This window comes from Pseudomonas sp. EA_5y_Pfl2_R50 (assembly GCF_963970475.1).
In the GTDB taxonomy this organism is placed as follows: Bacteria; Pseudomonadota; Gammaproteobacteria; order Pseudomonadales; family Pseudomonadaceae; genus Aquipseudomonas.
The window spans coordinates 86473-108844 of sequence record NZ_CAXAPT010000010.1 but is presented as its reverse complement, the minus strand read 5'-3'; the positions used below and the strand labels follow the sequence as shown (position 1 = coordinate 108844).

The window sequence follows — 22372 nt, the reverse complement described above, 5'->3', positions numbered from 1 at the left end:
CATGTACTTGATCAATGGACAACTGCACCCTGAGTACGACCTCGACCGCGCGCTGGAACAGCTTCACCGGCAATTGCCACAACAACTGCGCTCGCCGCTGAACAGCGCCACCGTCATCGACGCCGCCGCACGCTTCGCTGATCAACTGCGCAGCAACCACGTATCGCCCGGGGTGGATGACGAGCAACGCCAGGCGTTGATCGAGTTCTGCAACCCGCAGGCATTACGCGACAAGATTGAACGCGAACTCGGTCCCCAGCCCCACTCGCTGCGGCGTCCCGACTACCGCCATTCGCGCTTCGAAAGCTGGAGCCCGCTGGGGCTGGTGGTGCACGTCACCCCGGCCAACGCCGCACTCCTGGGCTTCTGCTCGATCCTCGAAAGTCTGCTGGCCGGCAACATCAACTGGTTGCGCCCCAGCAGCAGTGATCACGGGCTGAGCGCACGTTTGCTGCATGCCTTGGTGCAATGCGATCCGAGCGATCAACTTCGGCATCATGTGGCGGTGTTAGCCGTGGCAACCACGCAGATCGACCGGTTGTGCAAACCGGCCAACGGCGTGGTCGCCTGGGGCAGTAACGCGGCGCTGCACGCGATTCGTCAACACCTGCCTGCGGGCTGTCGCTGGATCGATTGGGGACACCGCATCAGTTTTGTCTACCTGACGCCGAGCGCGATCACCCCGGCGGCGCTGGACGCCGTCGTCGATGAAGTCTGTCGCTTCGACCAACAAGCCTGTTCGAGCCCGCAGTGGTTGCTGATCGACAGTGACGACCCCGTGCAGCTGAAGGAAACCGGCGCGGCCCTTGCCGACGCGTTCGCCCGGCGCGCAGGACGATGGCCGGCACTGACGCCCACATTGCAGGAAGCCTCGGAAATCACCACCCACGTAGCGATGACACGGCTGGGCCAGAGTTTTTCCGGGCAGACCGCCGAGGTCTGGAGCGGCGCAGGCTGGCGGGTGATCGGGTGCCATGACCAACGCCTCGCGCCCTCGCCGTTGTTTCGGACACTGCTGCTGAAGCCGATGCCTCGGGCGCAGCTCAGTGAAGCCTTGCTGAGCTGGCGCAACGTGCTGCAAAGCTGCGCGCTGATCTGTGTCGAAGAGCAATTCGCCGAGCTGTCGCGCACGCTGATCGCCGCCGGCGTGACCCGCATTGCGCCCATCGAGGCGATCCATGACGGCTACGCGGGCGAACCCCACGACGGCGTGTACGCGTTGCAACGCCTGAGCCGGCGAGTCTCACTGAGCCTGCCCGCCAGCCTGCTGCCGACACGCGCGACCCTCGATCCGCAACCTGGCGTGTTGCCCCTGAGCGGCTTGCCGATCATGGACAAACAGACCTTTATCGCCCGCTCGCCGACAGCGGCTGCGCAGCTGTATTTCCGCTCCGGCGGCAGCAGTGGCACGCCGACGTTGTCCGGGTTCAGCCACCGGGACTTCCAGCAGCAAATGCGCGCCACAGCTGACGGTCTGTTTGCCGCAGGCCTCGATCCGCGTCGCGACAAAGTCATGAATCTGTTTTTCAGCGGCGGCTTGTACGGCGGATTCTTCAGCTTCGCCAAAGCCCTGGAACTGCTCGGCGCCGTGCACCTGCCGATGGGTGCGCCTGCCGATGATGACTACAGCGAAATAGCCCGGCTGATCGTCGATCAACGCGTTACCGTGCTGATCGGCATGCCGAGCGTCCTGCATCGCTTGTTTCTCAACGAACGGCAACGCCTGCACCGCTATGGCGGCATCGACAAAGTGTTTCTCGGCGGTGAACATCTGAGCCAGACCTGCCGTGAACTCCTGCAAAGCTGCGGCGTTTCGACCATCCGTTCGGCGCTGTATGGCAGCGTGGATGCCGGCCCGCTCGGCCATGCCTGCACTGCCAGCGCCGATGGTGTGTTTCATCTGTTGAGCGACATCCAGCAATTGGAAATTGTCGCCTTCGAAGAGGACGTTGCGGTGCGCGGCAACGAGGTCGGGCGGCTGTTGTTCACCTCGAAGGCACGCGAAGGGCAACTGGTCCAGCGTTATGACGTTGGCGACAGCGGCCGCTGGCTACACGGTGCCTGTCCCTGCGGACTCGCTTCACCGCGCTTCGAACTGCTGCAGCGCCATGGCCGACGGCTGCGCATCGGTACTGATTTCGTTTGTTTGCAGACGCTGGCCGAACACCTGCAAACCGAATTCCAGGTCATTCTCGATCAGGCCCCTGACGGCATGGAACGCATGCGGGTGTGCAGCGCCCGTGAGCCAGCCGATGTGCAGCATCGACTGCGCGGCTATTCAACGCTTTCGAACCTGGTTCGCACAGGGCTGCTCACCGTGGCAGCCGAAGTCTGCGCGCCGCAGGACTTTCGCACCCACAAACACAGCGGCAAGACGCCGCAAGTGATCGATGCCCGGCGTTGCGCACCGGCTCGGGTGCGCCTAATGGATGAGACCCAAAATGACTACAGCCTTTGAACTGGAACGGTTGGTGGGCTTCGCCCGGCAGCACTCCGATTATTACGCCCGACTGTTCAGCCAGATCGGGCCAGGCGTAACCACCCTGAGCGAGCTGCCGGTGGTTGACCCGCAAGAATACTGGGCGTCGAGCCACGACCTGGATCGCTGGCCGGTGCTCACCGCCACGCTCGCCGGTGCCCGGGTGTTCAAGACCGGGGGGACCACCGGCAGCGGCAAACTGTCCGTCTTTACCCGCGAGGAATGGCAAACCCTGGTGACCGACTTTGGTCAGCAGCTCACCGCACAACTGTGTCACGGCGACCGGGTCGCCAACCTGTTTTTCGTCGGCGACCTGTACGCGAGTTTCCTCTTTATCCACGACGCCCTGGCCCATGTCGGTGTGGGCGTCAGCGAGTTCCCGTTTACCGGTAACGTCGGCCACGCAGCGCTGGCGGACTCGATCTTGCAATACCGCATCAATGTGCTGGCCGGCGTGCCGGCGCATTTATTGGCGTTTGCCGCTTGGCTGGAGGGGCAATCGCGCACCGCCGCAGGTGTCGACACCTTGCTCTACGGCGGCGAAAGCCTGTTCGCCGGGCAGGTGTCGGCATTGCGCAGGGTCTTTCCCAATGCGCGCATCGCCTCCATCGGTTATGCCAGCGTCGATGCCGGTTTTATCGGCGCCAGCAGCCGTGATTGCGCGCCCGATGAGCATCGCATGCTGGAGCAGCACAGCGTGCTGGAGATCCTTGATGAGCAAACCGGCGAAGTGATCGAAGCCTGCGGGCGCACGGGGCGACTGGTGCTCACCAACCTCACCCGCCAGCTCATGCCCGTGATTCGTTATCCCGTGGGCGACCTCGCTTGTTGGCGGGAACCCCGTGGCACAGCGAGGCGCAAATTCGCCCTGATGGGGCGCAGTGCGAGCAGCCAGCGCGTGCGGGTCGGCTCGTTGACGCTAATGATGGGCGACGTCAGCGAGATCGTGCAGCGCATTGCCGAGGCTGACGATTGGCAACTGGTCATTGCGCAGGTGGCAAACCGCGATGTCTTGAGCCTGAAATGGCAACCTGCGGCCTCGGCAGATGACCCGCAACAAACCAGTGCGGTGCTGCACCAGACACTGCTCGCCCACTATCCCTTGATCGCACAACTCGGCCAGGACGATTTGCTTGAGCTGCAAGTGATCTGTTGCGCGCCGGGCAGTTTCGCCAACCATCCGCGCTCGGGCAAGCGCCAGCGAGTACTGGATCTGCGCGTCTACTCCTGCCATCAGCCGGAACAGTGCCCATGAACGCTCCGACATTGCGCACTTGTCGCAACACCGATGGCGCTGCCATCAGTCGTTTGTTTCGTGAAGTCTACGGCGACCAATACGCACACGCTCAAGTGTACTTGCCCGGCATGATCCGCCAAAACCACAGCGATGGGCGCTGGCATTCGCTGGTGGCCGCCTGCGGAGAAGACATCGTCGGGCATGCGGCGTTGTTCAGAAACCCGCAATCGCGCACCGCTGAATTGGCCCTGGTTGTGGTGCATCCCTCGACCCGCGGCCAGAACGTCGCGACGCAATTGGGGCAAAAGCTGCTCATCCACGCACAAGCACTGGGCTGTCGTGGCGTGACGATCAAACAGGTGACCTACCACCCTTACACCCAACGGATGGCCGAAAGGCTTGGCTTTCATAGCACCGGAATATTGCCCGACCATGTCCCCTCACCGTTCGGCCAACCGTGGCCGGAATCGATCGTGACGGGTTTCATGAGCATAGATGGATACCAGCGCCCGCTGCCGGCACTGGATTGGCCTGCGAGTTGCGCTGAGTTCATGACGCATCTGTGCGCAGTGTTTGGCACGCGGAAAAAGCCGACGCCCTGGGTGGGGCCACCGCTTCAACTGGAACAACATTCGGGACGTTACGACGTGGTGCTCAAGCAACTGAACCACAGGCTGATCAGACAATTACAGGAACTGCCCGGGCACTGGCTGATTTCCATCAGGCTGAGGCTGGCCGAAGGATTTGCCTGTGCGCAGCAGCGTTTATCAAGGGCGGGGTTCGTTTTCAGCGGGATTGTTCCCGATGATCGCAGCGAGGGATGGCTGGCGTTGTTTCACCGGGGCCACATACCGCGTCTGCTGCAATTGCACTGCTCGCACATGCAGGCGTTGCAGGCTCAGGCTCAGGCTCAGGCTCAGGCTCAGGCTCAGCATCGGGAGCGCCGGGCCCGTGATGCAGAACAAGCCGGCTGAACCCCAGCCGGCAGTGTCGAAGCTGTCAGGCCTTGGCCTTGACGCCCTTGTCCGACGGTGGCAGCGGTGCGTTGCCGTCGCCGTAGGTCTTCAGGTTCTGCAGCACGTAGATCGCCTTTTTGTACTCGGGGATCAGGCTCTTGCCGTAGAAATTGCCATTCAGGCCGTTGGTCTGGATGGCGTCGAGCTGGGTTGCGAAATACTCCAGCGCGTTGAACTTGGCCTCGGGGTCGCTTGGCACGCCGAAACGGTCGAACTTGTCACCGGCATTGAGCAAGGTAAACGAGGTCACCTCGGAAATCAGTCCACGGGTACGCAGCATCGCCGTCAGATTGCCGAGCTGCTTGACCGACACATTCGAAGGGTCAAAGCCCTTGATGTTCTTGCGCAGGCCCTGCTTGTCCATTTCCGCGACGTTGATCGCGTTAGGGTCAGTGCCGACCTTGGTGAGCATTTGCTGCACCTTGACGCTCTGGGACACCTGTTTTTTCGCACCGCTGTTGCGAACCAGAACGCCAGCCTTGCTCTCCCAGGCACCGGTAATGCCGATTGTCATGAGAAGACTCCCTGTGAAGTGACCACAAAATATCCTTGTTGAACAACGTGAATGGCCGCGAGTATCGGTCGGCAAAGTGATGGCACCAAACTATTTCCGCACTTTTTTACAATTCTTGTACATTCTCGATACAAATCCACTTGAGCCCATAAACGTTGAGGCAGACCGGTTATGACAACAAGATGAAAACCGATTGCTTACTCTAAATAGCCAGCCCGTCAGTGCATTTGTAACCGTGCCGATACTGACCGGTCATCGACCTTCCATTTATTAGCACGCAAGTACCTAAAGCTTCTCACCGGCCCGACGATACGCTGGCGTTGCCCGCACTGTTTTGCCTCTGCCCCCTAATAAGAAGCACTGCTCAAGGACCGGTTTCCATGCCCGCATTTCGCACCATTCAGGCCCGCTACACATTGTTTCTGGTGCTGTTCATCCTCCTGTTGTCGGTACTGACCGTGGTTGGCATCAGCCAACTCGTCGCGCCCAAGTTGCGCCATACCGAAGAGCAAGTCGTGCTCAACCGCATTGCCGAAGTCGCCGAGCAGATTCAGGGCGAACTGAACAAGGTTCAGGCTCAGCAACGCAGCATCACCCAGACCATTGCGTTACTCGACAGCGCGGCCATCGACACGGTGTTGCCGGGTCTGGTCGATCAGTACGGCGAGTTGAAAGTGTTCGGTGGCGGGATTTGGCCGTTGCCTGGGCAACGTGAAGCCGGCCGCAACAAATTCAGTACGTTCTGGCACCGTGATGCCTCGGGCAAGCTGGCGGTCAACACGTTCTGGAACAGTGACGCGGCGCCCAACTACTACGATCAGAGCTGGTACAAGGGCGGCATGCAAACCCCGCGCGGGCAATGCGCCTGGGCTGCGGCCTATAAGGACGACGCCAGTGCCGAGCCGCGCACCAACTGCGCAATGGCTATCCAGAAGAACGGCAATGCCTGGGGCGTATCGACCATCGACGTCACCCTCGGCTTCTTCAACGACCTGGTGGCACGCAAGGAAAAAGAACTCAATGCGCAAATGCTGATCGTCGAAGCCGACGGCAAGATCATCAGCAACAGTTCGCGCACCAGCGGGCCGATCGTGCTGAAAAATATCAGCGATCTGGCCGCCAGCTCGACCTTCGCCAGTCAGGTCAAAGCGGGTCTGCAAAACCGCGAACAGGCGCAACGTGTCGAGTTCGACAACAACGGTGAAGACAGCACGTTCTTCATGCGCCCGATTGAAGGCACGCCATGGTTCCTCGCCACGGCCCTGCCGACCAAAATGCTCACCGCCCAGCGCGACGACGTACTCAGCACGTTGAGCCTGTTGCAGATTCCACTGGTGATCCTGCTGGTGCTGTTGCAGGTCTACGCGATCCGTCAATTGGTGCAACGCCTGAAAGCCCTCAAGGCCAACATCGACTCGCTGTCCAGTGGCGAAGCCGACCTCACCCGACGCATCACCATTCGTGCCGAAGACGAACTGGGCGCCATCGGCCATTCGGTCAACGCGTTCATCGCCTACCTGCAAAACATGATCGGCGAAGTCACCCAAGCGACCGGCGCCATGGCTTCGAGCCTCGATAACCTGCAACGCACCTCGGCGCACACCAGTCAGATCCTGCTGCGCCACGCTTCGGAAACCGACCAGACTGTCACCGCCATTACCGAAATGAGCTCGACGGCTGAAAGCGTCGCGCAGAACGCTGCCGAGACGGCGGCCTTCACCCAGCGCGCCAACGAAAACGCCGACCGTTCGCGAGTGGTCGTGGGCGAAGCCACCCACAGCGTGGTCGCCCTTATTGACGAAGTCGCCAGCGCCACCCAGAAAGTGGAAAACATGCAACAAGACGCCCAGCGCATCACCGAGATTCTCGGGGTCATCGGCGCGATTGCCGGCCAAACCAACCTGCTGGCCCTCAACGCGGCGATTGAAGCGGCCCGCGCCGGTGAGCAGGGCCGCGGTTTTGCCGTGGTGGCTGACGAAGTGCGTGCCCTCGCCGCGCGCACCCAGGCCAGTACCTCGGAAATCAACGAGATGCTGACGCGCCTGACCCAAGGCGTGAGTTCCTCGGTCAGCGCCATGGAAAACACCCAGGCCAGTTGCCAGTCTGCGGCCGACGCCACGGCGCGCGTCAACACCGGGCTGGACGAAATGGCCGGTTCGGTCAGCCACATCAACAGCCTCAGTACCCAGATTGCCACCGCCGCCGAGCAGCAAAGCGCGGTGACCGAAGAGATCAACCGCAGCATGGTGCAGATCCGCCACATGGTCGACGAACTGGTACAGAGCGGCCAGGCCAGCGAACTCAACACCCGACAATTGCTCGAAGCCAACAGCCGCGTGAGCGCCATCATGGGGCGTTTCAAAGTCCGCTGATCCATACGGGGTTTCTGTAAATCAGAAATCCCCTGTGGGAGCGAGGCTACTCGCGGAAACAATCTGTCGGTCGCTGCTTCAGGGCCTGAACGACTGACTTCGCGAGCAGTCTCGCTTCCACAGACTTCACACCTGCCTGACATATTTGTCATCTCGCCCTCAGCTGACTGTCAGCGTTGATCTACGATCATCCTGCCAGTCTGTCTTGTAGCAACTGGAAACACTCCGTTGATGCCGGGCAGAAAAAACCGGTCAAAATGCGTTCTTTCTGGCCGCCAACCAAGTCGAGAACCTTCCATGCGAACCCAACTGCGTCTGCTCACCCTGAGCGCTCTTTTCATCTCTTCCCTGGCCCAGGCCGCCGATCTGATCCCGATTGAAGTCCACCGCGACGCCAATTGTGGCTGCTGCAAGAAGTGGATCAGCCATCTGGAAGCCAATGGCTTCAAGGTCGAGGATCATGTCGAAAGCGACATGGCCAGCTTCAAGCAACAACACGGCGTGCCGCCGCGTCTGGCCTCGTGCCACACCGCGATCATCGACGGCAAGTTCGTCGAAGGCCATGTGCCGGCGGAACAGGTTCTGGACCTGAGCAAACGTGACGATCTGCTCGGTGTTGCCGCGCCCGGTATGCCCTTGGGTTCGCCCGGCATGGAAGTGGATGGCAAGAGCGATGCCTGGCAGGTGATCGGCCTGAAGAAGGACGGCGCTGACGTGGTGGTGGCGGACTACCCGGCCCATTGATGGCGGCCGCTTATACCGGGTTGTTTTTCGCGGCGTTCGGCGCGGCGACATTACTGCCGCTGCAGTCCGAGGCGCTGCTGGTCGGGCTGATCGTCAGCGACCATTACTGGCTGTGGGGCTTGCTGGCCGTGGCAACACTGGGGAATGTGCTCGGCTCGCTGGTCAACTGGTGGCTGGGCCGGGGGCTCGAGCGCTTTCAGGATCGACGCTGGTTTCCGCTCAACCCCAGACAAATGGCCAAGGCACGCAAGCACTATGAGCGTTACGGTCACTGGTCATTGCTGCTCAGTTGGCTGCCGATTATTGGCGACCCACTGACATTGGTGGCCGGTGTCCTGCGCGAACCAATCGGACGTTTTCTGTTGATTGTCACGTTCGCCAAGGGCGCCCGTTATGCCGTGGTCGCCATGCTGACCCTGGGCTGGCTCGGTTGAACGAAACGCCTGAGCGATTGCCTGTGTTTAACGTCGCCCTAATCCAGCCGTTCCAGGATCGGCCGATTTCAATGGAGGTTGCCCTTATGCCCGTTTCGCTCTCCCGCTGGTTGCCCGGTCTGGTGCTCAGCGCCGCCCTGCCGCTGCTCGCGCATGCCGCCACACCAGCGGCACCCGCTGAGGGCCCCGCATACGGGCCGCAACTGCAAGGTTTTGAATACCCCTACACGCTTAAACACTTTGCCTTCCAGTCCCAGGGCAAATCCCTGCAAATGGGTTACATGGATGTCGCCGCCCACGGAAAGGCCAACGGTCGCACCGTGGTGCTGATGCACGGCAAAAACTTCTGTGCAGCGACCTGGGACAGTTCGATCAAAGCCTTGAGCGAAGCCGGTTACCGGGTGATCGCGCCGGATCAGATCGGCTTTTGCACCTCTAGCAAACCCGACAGCTATCAATACAGCTTCCAGCAACTGGCCACCAACACCCAGCAGTTGCTCAAGGCGCTGGGCATCCAGAAAGCCACGCTGCTCGGCCACTCCACCGGCGGCATGCTCGCCACCCGTTATGCGCTGCTGTTCCCGGAACAGGTGGATCAACTCGCGCTGGTCAACCCGATTGGTCTGGAGGACTGGAAGGCCCTCGGGGTGCCATATCGCACCGTCGATCAGTGGTATCAGCGCGAACTCAAGGTCAGCGCCCAAGGCATCCGCGAGTACGAACGCACAACCTATTACGATGGCCGCTGGAAACCCGAATTCGACCGTTGGGTAGACATGCTCGCCGGCCTCAGCAAAGGCCCGGGCAAGACGCAAGTGGCCTGGAACTCGGCACTGATCTACGACATGATTTTCACCCAGCCGGTGTATTACGAGTTCAAGGACCTGAAGATGCCGACGCTGCTGTTGATCGGCACCGCTGACACCACCGCCATCGGCAAGGATCTGGCGTCGCCGGAAGTAAAAGCGAAAATCGGCCACTATGACGTGCTCGGCAAACAGGTCGCGAAACTGATCCCGCACTCCACGCTGGTGGAATTCCCCGGCATGGGCCACGCGCCGCAGATGGAAGAACCTGCGCAGTTCCACAAGGCACTGCTGGGCTGGCTGGACACAACCAATCCCGTTCGTTGATGAGGTAAGGCCGATGGCGTTGCAGATTGCAGTGATCGATGACTGGCAGGACGTGGCCCGCGACGTAGTCGACTGGTCCGTGCTCGCGGGTATCGGCGAAGTGACGTTCGAGCATGACTACCCGGCGGACAATGCGACGCTGGCCGAGCGCCTGGGCAAGTACCAGGTGATTTGCGTCATGCGCGAGCGCACGCGGTTCGACGAAGACCTGCTCAAACGTATGCCCAATCTCAAGCTGCTGGTCACCGGAGGCATGCGCAATGCGGCGCTGGACATGCGGGCGGCGGCGGCGCTGGGGATCAAGGTCTGCGGCACCGACAGCTACAAACATGCAGCACCGGAGCTGACCTGGGCGCTGATCATGGCCGCCACGCGCAATCTGCAGAACGAGGCCAACGCCTTGCGCGCCGGCCAGTGGCAGCAAGGCCTGGGCGGCGATCTGCACGGCAAGACCCTGGGCATTCTCGGTCTGGGCAGCATTGGCCAGCGCGTGGCGCAATTCGGCCAGGTGTTCGGGATGAACGTGATCGCCTGGAGCGAGAACCTCACCGCGCAGCGTGCGGAACAGGCCGGCGTCAGTCATGTCAGCAAACAGCAACTGTTCGAACAGGCCGATGTGCTCTCGGTGCATCTGGTGCTCAGCGAGCGCAGTCGCGGTCTGGTCGATGCCCAGGCCCTGAGCTGGATGAAACCGACCGCCCTGCTGGTCAATACCGCTCGCGGGCCGATTGTCGATGAAGCCGAACTGATCAAAGCATTGCAGAAACGGCGCATCGCCGGCGCCGCGCTGGATGTGTTCGAACAGGAACCGCTGCCGGCCCTGCACCCGTTTCGCACACTGGACAATGTGCTCGCCACCCCGCACGTGGGGTATGTCAGCCGGCAGAACTATGGGCAATTCTTTTCGCAGATGATCGAGGATATTCAGGCCTGGTCTGCGGGCAATCCGATTCGCCTGTTGAATTGAGTCTTGCCCAAATGGCGATGGTGATTGGGCCATCCCCCACAATCTGCCCGCACCACAACAGTGCAAGCGCCCGCCTCGCTAGCACAAAAACGTGACCGATCAGTCACCACTTTAGCCCTTTCTCGCCAGAAAACCTGCACTTCGTCGGTGCGTTTGCCTCTCCACCGCACGGTCCGCACTGGCTGCCAACCGATTGTCGAACAATTTACCCATTTGCTCTGGCCCGCTCTAGGATCTGGCCTAGACTGACTTTCGCGGGGTAAAACCGACCGGTCACATCGCCAAAAAAAACTCGAAACTTTTGCGCGCGCCGGCGGGTCATCTGAAAGACAGGGCCAAAGCGACTGGTGCAATCCTTGCAACGGCCCGTTCACCCATTCTGCTTGCGCGTGTTGGGTAGCGTTTGCTCACCGATGCGTGGCGCGTTTGCGCCCGGCCACAGGATTTGGCCATCGCTTGTTACAGACAAGAAACAGATCGACAACACGGGAGATTCATATGATCAGTGCGGCATTGGATATTCAGGGAGAGTGTGCTCAACAGTCAGTTGGCGAATCGAGCACCGTCAGCGTTCCCGGCAGCCGACAGATCAACGTCCCCGGCACCAAGACGCTGACTCCAGTAGCGAGTCAGAATCCCAACAAGAAGAAAGTGTTGTTCGTCACCTCCGAAATCGCCGACCTGGTCAAAACCGGCGGCCTCGGTGACGTGTCGGCTGCCCTGCCCCGCGCCATGGCGCATCTGCACGACGTGCGCGTGCTGATTCCCGGTTACCCGCAAGTGATGCACAGCGAGAACCCGATCCACATCATCGGCGAACTCGGCGGCCATGCCGCGCTGCCACCGTGCAAGATCGGTCGCATGGACATGCCCGACGGTCTGGTGATCTACGTACTGATCTGCCCCGAACTCTACGAGCGAGAAGGCTCGCCTTACGGCGCCAACAACGGTCGCGACTGGCCGGACAACCATATTCGCTTCGCCCGGCTCGGTCTGGCCGCTGCCGACATCGCCGCCAATCTCGCGCAAATTCATTGGTGCCCGGATCTGGTGCACGCCCACGATTGGCCAGCCGGTCTGGCGCCGGCTTATATGCACTGGCGCGGGCAGCGCACCCCGACCCTGTTCACCATTCACAACCTCGCCTATCAGGGCGTGACCAGCCTGGGCTCGTGCCCGGAGCTGGGCATCCCCAATCATGCCCTGCAACAAGAAGGCATGGAGTTCTACGGCAAGATGTCGTTCCTCAAGGCCGGCATGGCCTATTCGAGCCACATCACTACGGTCAGCGCAACCTACGCGCAGGAAATCACCACCCCGGATTTCGGTTGCGGTCTCGACGGTTTTCTCGCCGCCAAAACCCAGCAAGGTTTGCTCAGCGGTATCCCCAACGGCATCGATGAGAGCTGGGATGCCGCCACTGACCCGCATCTCTTCGCACCGTTTGCCATCGGTGACTGGGAAGGCAAGGCCGTCAACGCCGCGCACGTGCGCGAACTGTTTGAATTGCATGACTCCGAAGGCCCGCTGTTCGCCGTGGTGTCGCGACTGGTCTATCAAAAAGGTCTCGACCTGACGATTGCGGTAGCCGAATACATCGTTGAAAACGGTGGCCAGATAGCCATCATCGGTCGCGGCGAACCGGAAGAAGAGCAAGCCATGCGCGAACTGGCCCTGCGCTTTCCCGGGCAGATCGGCGTGCGCATCGGCTTCAACGAAACCGACGCCCGACGCATGTTCGCCGGCAGCGATTTCCTGCTGATGCCGTCGCGTTATGAACCGTGCGGGCTGAGCCAGATGTATGCCCAGCGTTTCGGCTCACTGCCGGTCGCACGCAATACCGGCGGTCTGGCCGACACCATTGAAAATGGTGTCACCGGGTTCCTGTTCGACGAATCCACCGCCGACAGCTACCGCGAAGCCCTGAGCCGTGCGTTCAAGGTGTTCGCGTTCCCCGAACTGCTCAATGCCATGCGTTGCCGGGCGATGGCGGCACCGTTCAACTGGTGCAAAGCGGTTGAACCCTACGCCGAACTCTACGAAAAACTGGTCGCCAAGGCGTTGGGTAAAGCGCACCACAAATAACCAGGGAGGTTCACCACAATGCCGTTACGGTCTACTGAAACCTGGCCCCACGGCGCGATCATGCTGGACGCCGAGCACACGCAATTTGCGCTATGGGCGCCGGATGCTTTTTACGTCAGTGTCGAACTGGAAGACGGCCAGTCGCTGCCCATGCTGCCGCAAGGTGATGGCTGGTTCGTGATCAAGAGCAAGTGCCCGGCGGGTACGCGCTACCGCTACAACATCGATGGAGAACTGGAGGTGCCGGACCCGGCCTCCAGAGCGCAGGACGGCGACCTCGACCGCCGCAGCGTGGTGGTCGATCCGCTGGCCTATCAATGGCGACACAGCACTTGGCATGGGCGGCCATGGAGCGAAGCGGTGATCTACGAAGTACACGTCGGTGCGCTCGGTGGCTTTGCCGAGGTCGAGCAACATCTGGCGCGCCTTGTCGCACTGGGCATCACCGCCATTGAACTGATGCCGCTGGCGCAGTTTCCCGGTGAGCGAAACTGGGGCTATGACGGCGTGCTGCCCTACGCACCGCAAGCCTCCTATGGCACCCCCGAACAACTCAAGCACCTGATCGACAGCGCCCACGGCCATGGCTTGGCGGTGATTCTCGATGTGGTCTACAACCACTTCGGCCCCGACGGCAATTATCTGGGCCGCTACGCCAAAGGCTTTTTCCGCGAAGACAAGCACACGCCATGGGGCGCGGCCATTGATTTCCGCCGCACCGAGGTACGCGAGTTCTTCATCGAAAACGCGCTGATGTGGTTGCTGGAATACCGCTTCGACGGCTTGCGCCTGGACGCTGTGCATGCCATCGAAGACCCGGACTTCCTCTCGGAAATGGCCCGACGCATCCGTCAACAGGTCGATCCGAGCCGGCATGTCTGGCTGACTGTCGAAAACGAACTCAACCAGTCCAGCCTGCTGGAATACGACTACGACGCGCAGTGGAACGACGACGGCCATAACGCTCTGCACGTGCTGCTGACCGGCGAAACCGATGCCTATTACGCTGACTACGCCCTGCAACCCACCGAACAATTGGTGCGCTGCCTGAGCCAGGGTTTCGTGTTTCAGGGCCATATCACCCGCCACGGCGAACCTCGCGGCGAGCCCAGCGAACACTTGCCATCGACCGCGTTCGTACTGTTCCTGCAAAACCACGATCAGATCGGCAACCGCGCGTTCGGCGAACGCCTGCATCAACTGGCTGACCCGCGCGCGGTTCAGGCGGCCACGGTGCTGTTGCTGCTGTCGCCGATGATTCCGCTGATGTTCATGGGCGATGAGTTTGCCGCCGAGCAACCGTTCCTGTTCTTCACCAGCCACCACGGTGAACTGGCGGAGCTGGTGCGCGAAGGCCGGCGCAACGAGTTCGCCGCATTCAGCGCCTTCGCTGATCCGCATAAACGCGAGCAGATTCCCGATCCGAACGCCGAGCAGACCTTTCACGCCTCGCAACCACGGCTGATCGGCAGCGGCACGTTGTTGCAGCAGGAAACCCTCGCGCTGTACCGGCAACTGCTGCAGTTGCGCCATCAATACATCATTCCCCATCTGTCCGGCACGCAGGCGCTCGGCGCGCACATGCTCGGTCATGGCGCTGTCAGTGCACGCTGGCGGCTGGGCGATGGCAGGGAGCTGCGAATTGACCTGAACCTCAGCGATACGCCAGTGGTCAACCCTCCACAGGCCGATACCGTGTGGCTGTTTCAACAGCCGCCCGCCGTCTCCCTGTCGGAACCGGGCACGTTGCCCGCGTATTGCGCGCTTGTCAGCCTCACGGCCGCAACCCCTTTGCAACCTCTGGATGGAGAGCGCCTATGAGCGATGCGCAACTGGAAATTCTTGCCAGCCGAGCCGGCCTTGCTGTCGACTGGATCGACGCCAACGGCCGCCCGCAAAAAGTCGCCCCCGCCGTGCTGCGCAATGTCCTGATCGGACTCGGCCACCCTGCCAGCACCGCACAGGAAATCGATGCCAGCCTGCTCGAACTGCAAGCCGTGCAACAAGACCGCCACCTGCCGCCGCTGCTGACCGCCGATGAAGGCGTCGGTGTGGATCTGGCGCGTTATTTCGCCCCGCTAACCCCGTGTGAAATTCACCTCGAAGACGGCTCGCGACTGAACCTCAATCTTGACACCGAGGCCGTGCTGCCCGGGCTGATCCCGGTGGGTTATCAGCAAGTGCACATCGCCGACCAGTTTTTCACCTTGGCCGTGGCGCCACAGCGCTGCTTCAGCGTCGCCGATGCCGTCGATAATCCAATCCCCCGCGCTTGGGGCCTCAGCGTGCAACTGTATTCATTGCGCCGCCCCGGCGACGGTGGGTTCGGTGACACCCAGGCTCTCGAAGAGCTGGCTCGCGTGGCAGGCGAACGTGGCGCCGAAGCGCTGGCGATCAGCCCGCTGCACGCAATGTTCAGCGCCGACACTGGACGCTACAGCCCCTATTCGCCCTCCAGCCGTTTGTTTCTCAATTCACTTTATGCCGCCCCCGGCGCGATCCTCGGCGAACGGGCCTTGCGCGATGCCATCGACGCAACCGGTCTGGCCGAACAGTTCGCGCAACTGGAAGACCTGAAACTGATCGACTGGCCGACCGCCGCCGACGCCAAGCAAGAACTCCTGCAAGCCTTGTATGAAGGCTTCGTAGCCGGCGATCACCCGTTGCACCCGGACTTCGCCAGTTTCCGTCACGCTGGCGGTGAAGCCCTGGAAAACCACTGCCGCTTCGAAGCCATTCAGGAGATGCGCGCCGCCCGTGGCGAGAGTCTCGATTGGCGGCAATGGCCGGAGCAATGGCACGATCCGCGCGGCGCGGCACTCGAAGCCTTCGCCGAGGAATATTCCGAGCGCATCGGCTACTTCGCGTTCTGCCAATGGTTGATCCATCGCTGCCTGGAGCGTGCGCAAACCGCCGCGCGCAGTGCGGGGATGGGCATCGGCCTGATCGCCGACCTCGCGGTGGGCGCCGACGGTGCCGGCAGTCAGGCCTGGAGCTTTCAGGATGAATTGCTCGCCTCGCTCACCGTCGGTGCACCACCGGACATTCTCAATCGCTCCGGGCAAGGCTGGGGGATTTCCGCGTTCTCTCCGGAAGGCCTGATCCGCAACGGTTTTCGCGCGTTCATCGACATGCTGCGGGCCAATTTCGCCCATGCCGGCGGCTTGCGCATCGATCACGTCATGGGCCTGCAACGCCTGTGGGTGATTCCCAATGGCGCGGCCCCCGCCGACGGCGCTTACCTGTATTACCCGGTCGACGACCTGCTGCGTTTGCTGACCCTCGAATCCCATCGTCATCAGGCCATCGTTCTTGGTGAAGACCTCGGCACCGTGCCCGATGGCTTGCGGGAAAAGCTTATTGCCCGCTCCATACTCGGCATGCGCGTGCTGCTGTTCGAACAGAACAACTGCCATTTCAGGCCGATTCTCGACTGGCCGGACAACGCACTGGCGACCACCAGCACCCACGATCTGCCGACGCTCAACGGCTGGTGGCATGGACGTGACATCGACTGGAACGCACGGCTGGGTCTCGTCGACGCCAACGGTGAAATCGAATGGCGCCACCACCGGCAACGTGAGCGCGAAGGTTTGCGCAGCGCCTTGAGTCAGGACCCGCAGAACTTCCGCGAGGAGTCCCACGAAGCCGATCAAGTGGTCGATGCCGCCGTGCGTTTCCTCGGACACACCCGCGCGCCGCTGGTGCTGCTGCCGATCGAAGACGCGTTGGGCATCAACGAACAAGCCAATTTTCCAGGCACCATCGACGCCCATCCCAACTGGTCGCGACGCTTGCCCGGCACCAGTGAAGCGTTGCTCGACAATGCCGATGCGGCACGCCGTCTGGAACTACTCGCCTGTGCAAGACTTCAGGCTGCCGAGCGTGACCAATGAACCAAACGCTTATTCAACCGCTACGCGCGACGTTACGTCTGCAATTTCACAAAGGCTTCACGCTGGAACAAGCGGTGCCACTGGTGCCCTATTTTGCCCGCCTAGGGATTAGCCATCTCTACGCCTCGCCACTGCTCGCGGCTCGGGCCGGTTCAATGCACGGCTACGACGTGGTCGACCCGACCCAGGTCAACCCGGAGCTTGGCGGCGAGCCCGCATTGCGCCGCCTGGTCAGCGCTCTGCGCGAGCACAATATGGGGCTGATCCTCGACATCGTCTCCAACCATATGGCGGTCGGCGGCAGTGACAATCCATGGTGGCTGGACTTGCTGGAATGGGGACGACTGAGCCCCTACGGCGAATTTTTCGACATTCAATGGCACTCGCCCGACCCGCTGATGGAAGGCCAATTGCTCTTGCCGTTTCTCGGCAGCGATTACGGCGTGGCCTTGCAGGAAGGCACGCTGAAACTGCACTTCAATGCGCAGGCGGGCAGCTTTCATGTCGAGCATTACGACCACCATTTCCCGATCTGCCCCAGCGACTACGGCGAACTGCTCAAGGCCGATGAGACGCTCAAACCCCTGGCGGATCGTTTCAGCACGCTCAGCTACCAGACCAATGCGCACTCCCTCGCCATTGCGTTGAAGGAGCAACTGCGGCAACTGGCGAGCAATCCGCAGGTTCTCCAGGCGATTGAACACAACCTCAAGCATTACGACTCGACCACTGAAGAAGGCTTCGACGCGCTGCACCAACTGCTCGAACGCCAAAGTTATCGCCTCGCCAGTTGGCGCACGGCGGCGGACGACATCAACTGGCGGCGTTTTTTCGACATCAATGAACTCGGTGGTCTGCGCGTCGAGCGCCCGGCGGTATTCGAGGCCACCCACGGCAAGATCTTTCAGTTGATAGAGGAAGGCCTGGTCGACGGCCTGCGCATCGACCATATCGATGGTCTCGCCGACCCGCGCGGCTATTGCCGCAAGCTGCGGCGACGGGTTGATCTGCTGGCGCCCGGCAGGCACTTGCCGATCTACGTCGAGAAGATCCTCGGCGCCGGTGAAACCCTGCATCGCGACTGGGCGGTGGATGGCACCACCGGTTACGAATTCATGAATCAGTTGTCGCTGCTGCAACACGATCCCGATGGCGAATACGTCCTCGGCGACCTGTGGCAACGGCGCACCGAACGCCCCGCCGCGTTTATCGAAGAAGCGCAACTGGCGCGGCAACAGATTCTCAACGGCTCGCTGGCCAGTGATTGTGAAAGCGTTGCCCAGGCGCTGTTGCAAGTGGCCCGCGATGACCTGATGACTCGCGACCTGACCCTCGGCGCCATTCGCCGGGTGTTGCAGGCGTTGATCGTGCATTTCCCGGTGTACCGCACTTATATCAGCGCGATGGGCCGTTCGGCGCAGGACGAGGTGTTTTTCCAGCAGGCCATGGACGGCGCACGGCAGGCCCTCAGCGAAGGCGACTGGCCGGTGCTCGACTGTGTCGCCACGTGGCTCGGGGGGTCGCCGTGGCGACGCAAGCCGCGCGGACGCTCGCGCAAGATCCTCAAGCACGCCTGCGTGCGCTTCCAGCAATTGACGTCGCCGGCAGCGGCCAAAGCCGTCGAAGACACCGCGCTGTATCGCTCGGCCGTGCTGCTGTCGCGCAATGACGTGGGTTACAACACCGAGCAGTTCAGTGCCCCGCTAAGTGATTTTCACGACGTCAACCAGCGGCGCATGGCCGAGTTCCCCGACAACCTGCTGGCCACCGCCACCCACGATCACAAGCGCGGCGAAGACACCCGTGCGCGCCTCGCGGTTCTCAGCGAGCGTAGCCACTGGTACGCCGAGCAGATCGAACTGTGGCGCGCCCTCGCCCGCCCGGTGCGCAATGACGATCAACTGCCATCGAGCGCTGATGAACTGATCCTCTATCAAGCGTTGATCGGCAGTTGGCCGCTGGCGTTGCAGGATGACGATCACGCCGGTTTTGCCGACTACGCCAAGCGCATCTGGCAGTGGCAACAGAAAGCCTTGCGCGAGGCCAAGCTGCAGAGCAGCTGGAGCGCGCCGAACGAAACCTATGAAAACGCCGCGCAGGCGTTCACCGAAAAGCTGCTGACCCATGCAGACGGCGAACTGCTGCGCGCCGCGCTGGCGAAGACCGTCAACAGCATCGCCGCTGCCGGAGCCCTCAACGGTTTGGCGCAAACCTTGCTGCGCATGACCGTGCCGGGGGTGCCGGATCTCTATCAAGGCAACGAATTCTGGGACTTCAGCCTGGTTGATCCGGACAACCGTCGCCCCGTGGATTACGCCGCGCGCGAGCACGCCTTGCAGGCCCCCGTGGCCTTCGAAGACTTGCTCGCCCAGTGGCGTGACGGGCGCATCAAGCAAGCGTTGATTGCCCAGGCACTGGCCCTGCGCGCCGAATACGCCGAGCTGTTCCGGCGTGGCTCTTACCAGCCCCTGCAAGTGCTGGGCGAGCAGGCGCATCACGTGCTCGCATTCGCGCGTGAACACGAAGGTCGACAGGCCATTGTGATCGTGCCGGTTCGCTGCGCAACCCTGCTGGATAACAGTGCTGTACCTCAGGTCGATGCGCTGCGCTGGGGCGATACACGGGTGGTTTTACCGTTCGCCGCCTCTGACACAAACCTGAAGGGACTTTTTTCAAGCGCAGCAGTCACAAAAAACAGGGAGCTGAATATCAGCGAAGCGCTGGGGGATGTCCCGGTCAATCTCTTTATCCAACACTTAACGTAAGCACGAGTTCAGTTCAGGAGCATTGCGATGAGCACCGACGATAAACGCATCCGCGAGTTCGCCTATCAAATCTGGGAATCGGAAGGCCAGCCTGATGGCCAGGAGGCTCGCCACTGGGAGATGGCTCGCAAGCTGGCTGAAGCCGAAGCACTGGCACCAAAGAAGCCACCCAAAGCCGCCGGCAGCAAAGCCGCTGGCAAGACCGCCGTTGACAGCAAAGGCGCCGCCGCCAAGCCTAAAGCGGCGGCCAAGGCCAAGCCTGCGACCGCCGCCAAAGTTATTCCCCCGGGTGAAAAAGCCGTCGAGAAAAAGCCTCGAGCGCCGCGCAAGCCTTCGCCGATCTGACGCTAACCGGATTATTGAACTGAATGAATGTGTGGCGGGTTCGCTCGCCACCGGGGACGCCTTCGTCCTCAAGAAACCCACCAATCCCCTGTGGGAGCGAGCCTGCTCGCGAAAGCGCCGGATCAGCCAGCAGCGATGCCGGATGTACCGACGCCTTCGCGAGCAGGCTCGCTCCCACAGAGGTGCAGTGTTAACCGAACTACCCGATTTTTTGCAGGAGCAATCATGACCCGTCCAAAGCAAGCCGAGCCCACCGCGCACGCCGAGCCATCGCGAATTCGCGAAGGCCTACCCTTCCCGCTCGGAGCGACCTGGGATGGTCTGGGGGTGAACTTTGCGCTGTTTTCCGCCAACGCCACCAAAGTCGAACTGTGCATATTCGATGACGCTGGCGAAGTCGAACTCGAACGCATCGAGTTGCCGGAATACACCGACGAGATTTATCACGGCTACCTGCCCGACGCCCATCCAGGGCTGATCTACGGTTACCGCGTGTATGGCCCTTATGACCCGGCCAACGGTCATCGCTTCAACCACCACAAATTGCTCATCGACCCCTACGCCAAGCAACTGGTCGGCGAGCTGAAATGGTCGGAAGCGCTGTTCGGCTACACCATCGGTCATCCCGATGCTGATCTCAGTTTCGATGAACGCGACAGCGCGCCGTTCGTGCCCAAGTGCAAAGTCATCGACCCGGCGCATACCTGGGGCAACGACCACCGCGTCAGCGTGCCGTGGGACAAGACCATCATTTATGAAACCCACGTGCGCGGCATCAGCATGCGGCACCCCTCGGTGCCGGAAAACGTGCGCGGCACCTTTGCCGGGTTGATGGTCGATGACGTGCTCGAACACATTCGCAAGCTCGGCGTATCGACGGTGGAATTGCTGCCGATCCACGCCTTCGTCAACGACCAGCATCTGCTGCACAAAGGCATGACCAACTACTGGGGCTACAACAGCATCGCCTTCTTCGCCCCGGACCCGCGCTACCTGGCGAGCGGCAAGATCGCCGAGTTCAAGGAGATGGTCGCGCACCTGCACGAAGCCAATCTGGAAGTGATCCTCGACGTGGTCTACAACCACACTGCCGAGGGCAACGAGCAGGGCCCGACCCTGTCGATGCGCGGCATCGACAACGCCTCGTACTACCGTTTGATGCCGGACGACAAGCGCTACTACATCAACGATTCCGGCACCGGCAACACATTGGATCTGAGCCATCCGTGCGTACTGCAGATGGTCACCGACTCGCTGCGGTACTGGGCCACGGAAATGCATGTCGATGGTTTCCGCTTCGACCTGGCGACGATTCTCGGCCGTTATCACGATGGCTTCGACGAACGTCACAGCTTCCTCGTGGCCTGCCGCCAGGACCCGGTGCTGCGTCAGGTGAAAATGATCGCCGAGCCTTGGGACTGCGGCCCCGGTGGTTATCAGGTCGGCAACTTCCCGCCGGGCTGGGTCGAGTGGAACGACAAGTTCCGCGACACCGTGCGCGCCTTCTGGAAAGGTGATGACGGCCAGGTCGCCGACTTCGCCAGCCGCATGACCGCCTCCGGCGAGATGTTCAATCAGCGCGGACGCCGGCCGTATTCGTCGGTGAACTTCATCACCGCCCACGACGGTTTCACCCTCAACGATCTGGTGTCGTACAACGACAAGCACAACGAAGCCAACGACGAAAACAACCAGGACGGCAGCAACAACAACCTGTCGTGGAACCACGGCGTCGAAGGCCCGACCGACGACCCGGAAATCAACGCGCTGCGCCACCGGCAGATGCGCAACTTCTTCGCCACCCTGCTACTGGCCCAAGGCACGCCAATGATCGTCGCCGGCGATGAATTCGCCCGCACCCAGGACGGCAACAACAACGCCTATTGCCAGGACAGCGAGATCGGTTGGGTCAATTGGGATTTGAGCGAAGACGGCAAGGCGCTGCTGAAGTTCGTCAAACGCCTGATCAAGCTGCGTCTGGCCTACCCGATCCTGCGACGCGGACGCTTTCTGGTCGGCGAATACAACGAGGACATCGGCGTCAAGGACGTCACCTGGCTGGCCCCTGACGCCACCGAGATGACCACCGAGCATTGGCACGATGCGCACAACCGCTGCCTGGGCATGCTGCTCGACGGTCGCGCGCAAGAGACCGGCATCCGCCGCAAGGGCGGCGATGCGACGTTGTTGCTGGTGGTCAACGCGCACCACGACATCGTCAATTTCACACTGCCGGAAGTGCCGGATGGCGGCTTCTGGACATGCATGATCGACACCAATCAGCCATCCATACGTGGCCAGGAACGCTTCGAGTTCGGCCATGAATATTCCGTCACCGGCCGTTCGCTGTTGCTGTTTGAACTGCAACGTGATGAAGAAGACTGA

14 protein-coding genes and 2 pseudogenes are annotated in these 22372 nt (G+C 61.4%); 15 read left to right on the top strand and 1 reads right to left on the bottom strand.

Translation table 11 applies throughout. From position 1 onward, the window contains the following. The first annotated feature begins 1 nt into the window (after position 1). From AACY19_RS18235 to AACY19_RS18225, 3 genes are read left to right on the top strand one after another with little or no spacing between them, the layout of a single operon-like run. The gene (locus AACY19_RS18235) at positions 2–2458 is read left to right on the top strand and encodes an acyl-CoA reductase (RefSeq protein ID WP_339452564.1); all 2457 of its coding nucleotides are present in this window, start codon (positions 2–4) and stop codon (positions 2456–2458) included. After that, positions 2442–3734 (top strand): phenylacetate--CoA ligase family protein, encoded by a 1293-nt coding sequence (locus tag AACY19_RS18230; RefSeq protein ID WP_339452562.1) that lies wholly within the window; start codon positions 2442–2444, stop codon positions 3732–3734. Before AACY19_RS18235 ends, AACY19_RS18230 begins: the two co-directional genes overlap by 17 nt. Next, on the top strand, positions 3731–4690 hold the full coding sequence (locus AACY19_RS18225) for a GNAT family N-acetyltransferase (RefSeq protein WP_339452560.1): 960 nt from the start codon (positions 3731–3733) through the stop codon (positions 4688–4690). Before AACY19_RS18230 ends, AACY19_RS18225 begins: the two co-directional genes overlap by 4 nt. A gap of 25 nt (positions 4691–4715) precedes the next feature. On the opposite strand, the gene AACY19_RS18220 is transcribed toward AACY19_RS18225, so the two are convergent. Then, entirely contained in the window at positions 4716–5246 is a 531-nt protein-coding gene (locus AACY19_RS18220; RefSeq protein ID WP_339452558.1) for a hypothetical protein, read from the bottom strand. 380 nt (positions 5247–5626) lie between these two features. Between AACY19_RS18220 and AACY19_RS27955 the strand changes: the two are divergent. The 12 genes and pseudogenes from AACY19_RS27955 to glgX form a co-directional block, all read left to right on the top strand. After that, positions 5627–6757, top strand: a pseudogene (locus tag AACY19_RS27955) (HAMP domain-containing protein); the annotation flags it as partial. Positions 6758–7090: 333 nt separating this feature from the next. Continuing rightward, a pseudogene (locus AACY19_RS27950) lies at positions 7091–7618 on the top strand (methyl-accepting chemotaxis protein); the annotation flags it as partial. 297 nt (positions 7619–7915) lie between these two features. Beyond that, a complete protein-coding gene (locus tag AACY19_RS18210) occupies positions 7916–8362 on the top strand; it encodes a DUF411 domain-containing protein (RefSeq protein ID WP_339452554.1) in 447 nt (148 codons plus the stop codon). After that, complete coding sequence (locus AACY19_RS18205) at positions 8362–8796, top strand: YqaA family protein (protein WP_339452552.1); 435 nt, start codon at positions 8362–8364, stop codon at positions 8794–8796. The genes AACY19_RS18210 and AACY19_RS18205 overlap by 1 nt, the downstream gene beginning before the upstream one ends. An 86-nt stretch (positions 8797–8882) precedes the next feature. After that, positions 8883–9929: an alpha/beta fold hydrolase gene (locus AACY19_RS18200; RefSeq protein WP_339452550.1), complete on the top strand. Its 1047-nt coding sequence runs from the start codon at positions 8883–8885 to the stop codon at positions 9927–9929. A gap of 13 nt (positions 9930–9942) precedes the next feature. Continuing rightward, a complete protein-coding gene (locus tag AACY19_RS18195) occupies positions 9943–10896 on the top strand; it encodes a D-2-hydroxyacid dehydrogenase family protein (RefSeq protein ID WP_339452548.1) in 954 nt (317 codons plus the stop codon). 498 nt (positions 10897–11394) lie between these two features. Next, positions 11395–12981, top strand: a complete 1587-nt coding sequence (gene glgA / locus AACY19_RS18190) for a glycogen synthase GlgA (RefSeq protein ID WP_339452546.1) — start codon at positions 11395–11397, stop codon at positions 12979–12981. Positions 12982–12999: 18 nt separating this feature from the next. Continuing rightward, on the top strand, positions 13000–14802 hold the full coding sequence (treZ, locus tag AACY19_RS18185; RefSeq protein WP_339452544.1) for a malto-oligosyltrehalose trehalohydrolase: 1803 nt from the start codon (positions 13000–13002) through the stop codon (positions 14800–14802). Then, positions 14799–16877 carry a 4-alpha-glucanotransferase gene (gene malQ, locus AACY19_RS18180; protein ID WP_339452542.1) on the top strand — a complete coding sequence of 693 codons (2079 nt, stop codon included), beginning with the start codon at positions 14799–14801 and terminating at the stop codon, positions 16875–16877. Before treZ ends, malQ begins: the two co-directional genes overlap by 4 nt. Next, complete coding sequence (locus AACY19_RS18175; RefSeq protein ID WP_339452540.1) at positions 16874–19642, top strand: malto-oligosyltrehalose synthase; 2769 nt, start codon at positions 16874–16876, stop codon at positions 19640–19642. Before malQ ends, AACY19_RS18175 begins: the two co-directional genes overlap by 4 nt. A gap of 27 nt (positions 19643–19669) precedes the next feature. Then, positions 19670–19987 (top strand): DUF2934 domain-containing protein, encoded by a 318-nt coding sequence (locus AACY19_RS18170; RefSeq protein ID WP_339452539.1) that lies wholly within the window; start codon positions 19670–19672, stop codon positions 19985–19987. Between the two features lie 225 nt (positions 19988–20212). Further along, positions 20213–22372, top strand: coding sequence for a glycogen debranching protein GlgX (glgX, locus tag AACY19_RS18165; RefSeq protein ID WP_339452537.1), 2160 nt, complete (start codon positions 20213–20215; stop codon positions 22370–22372).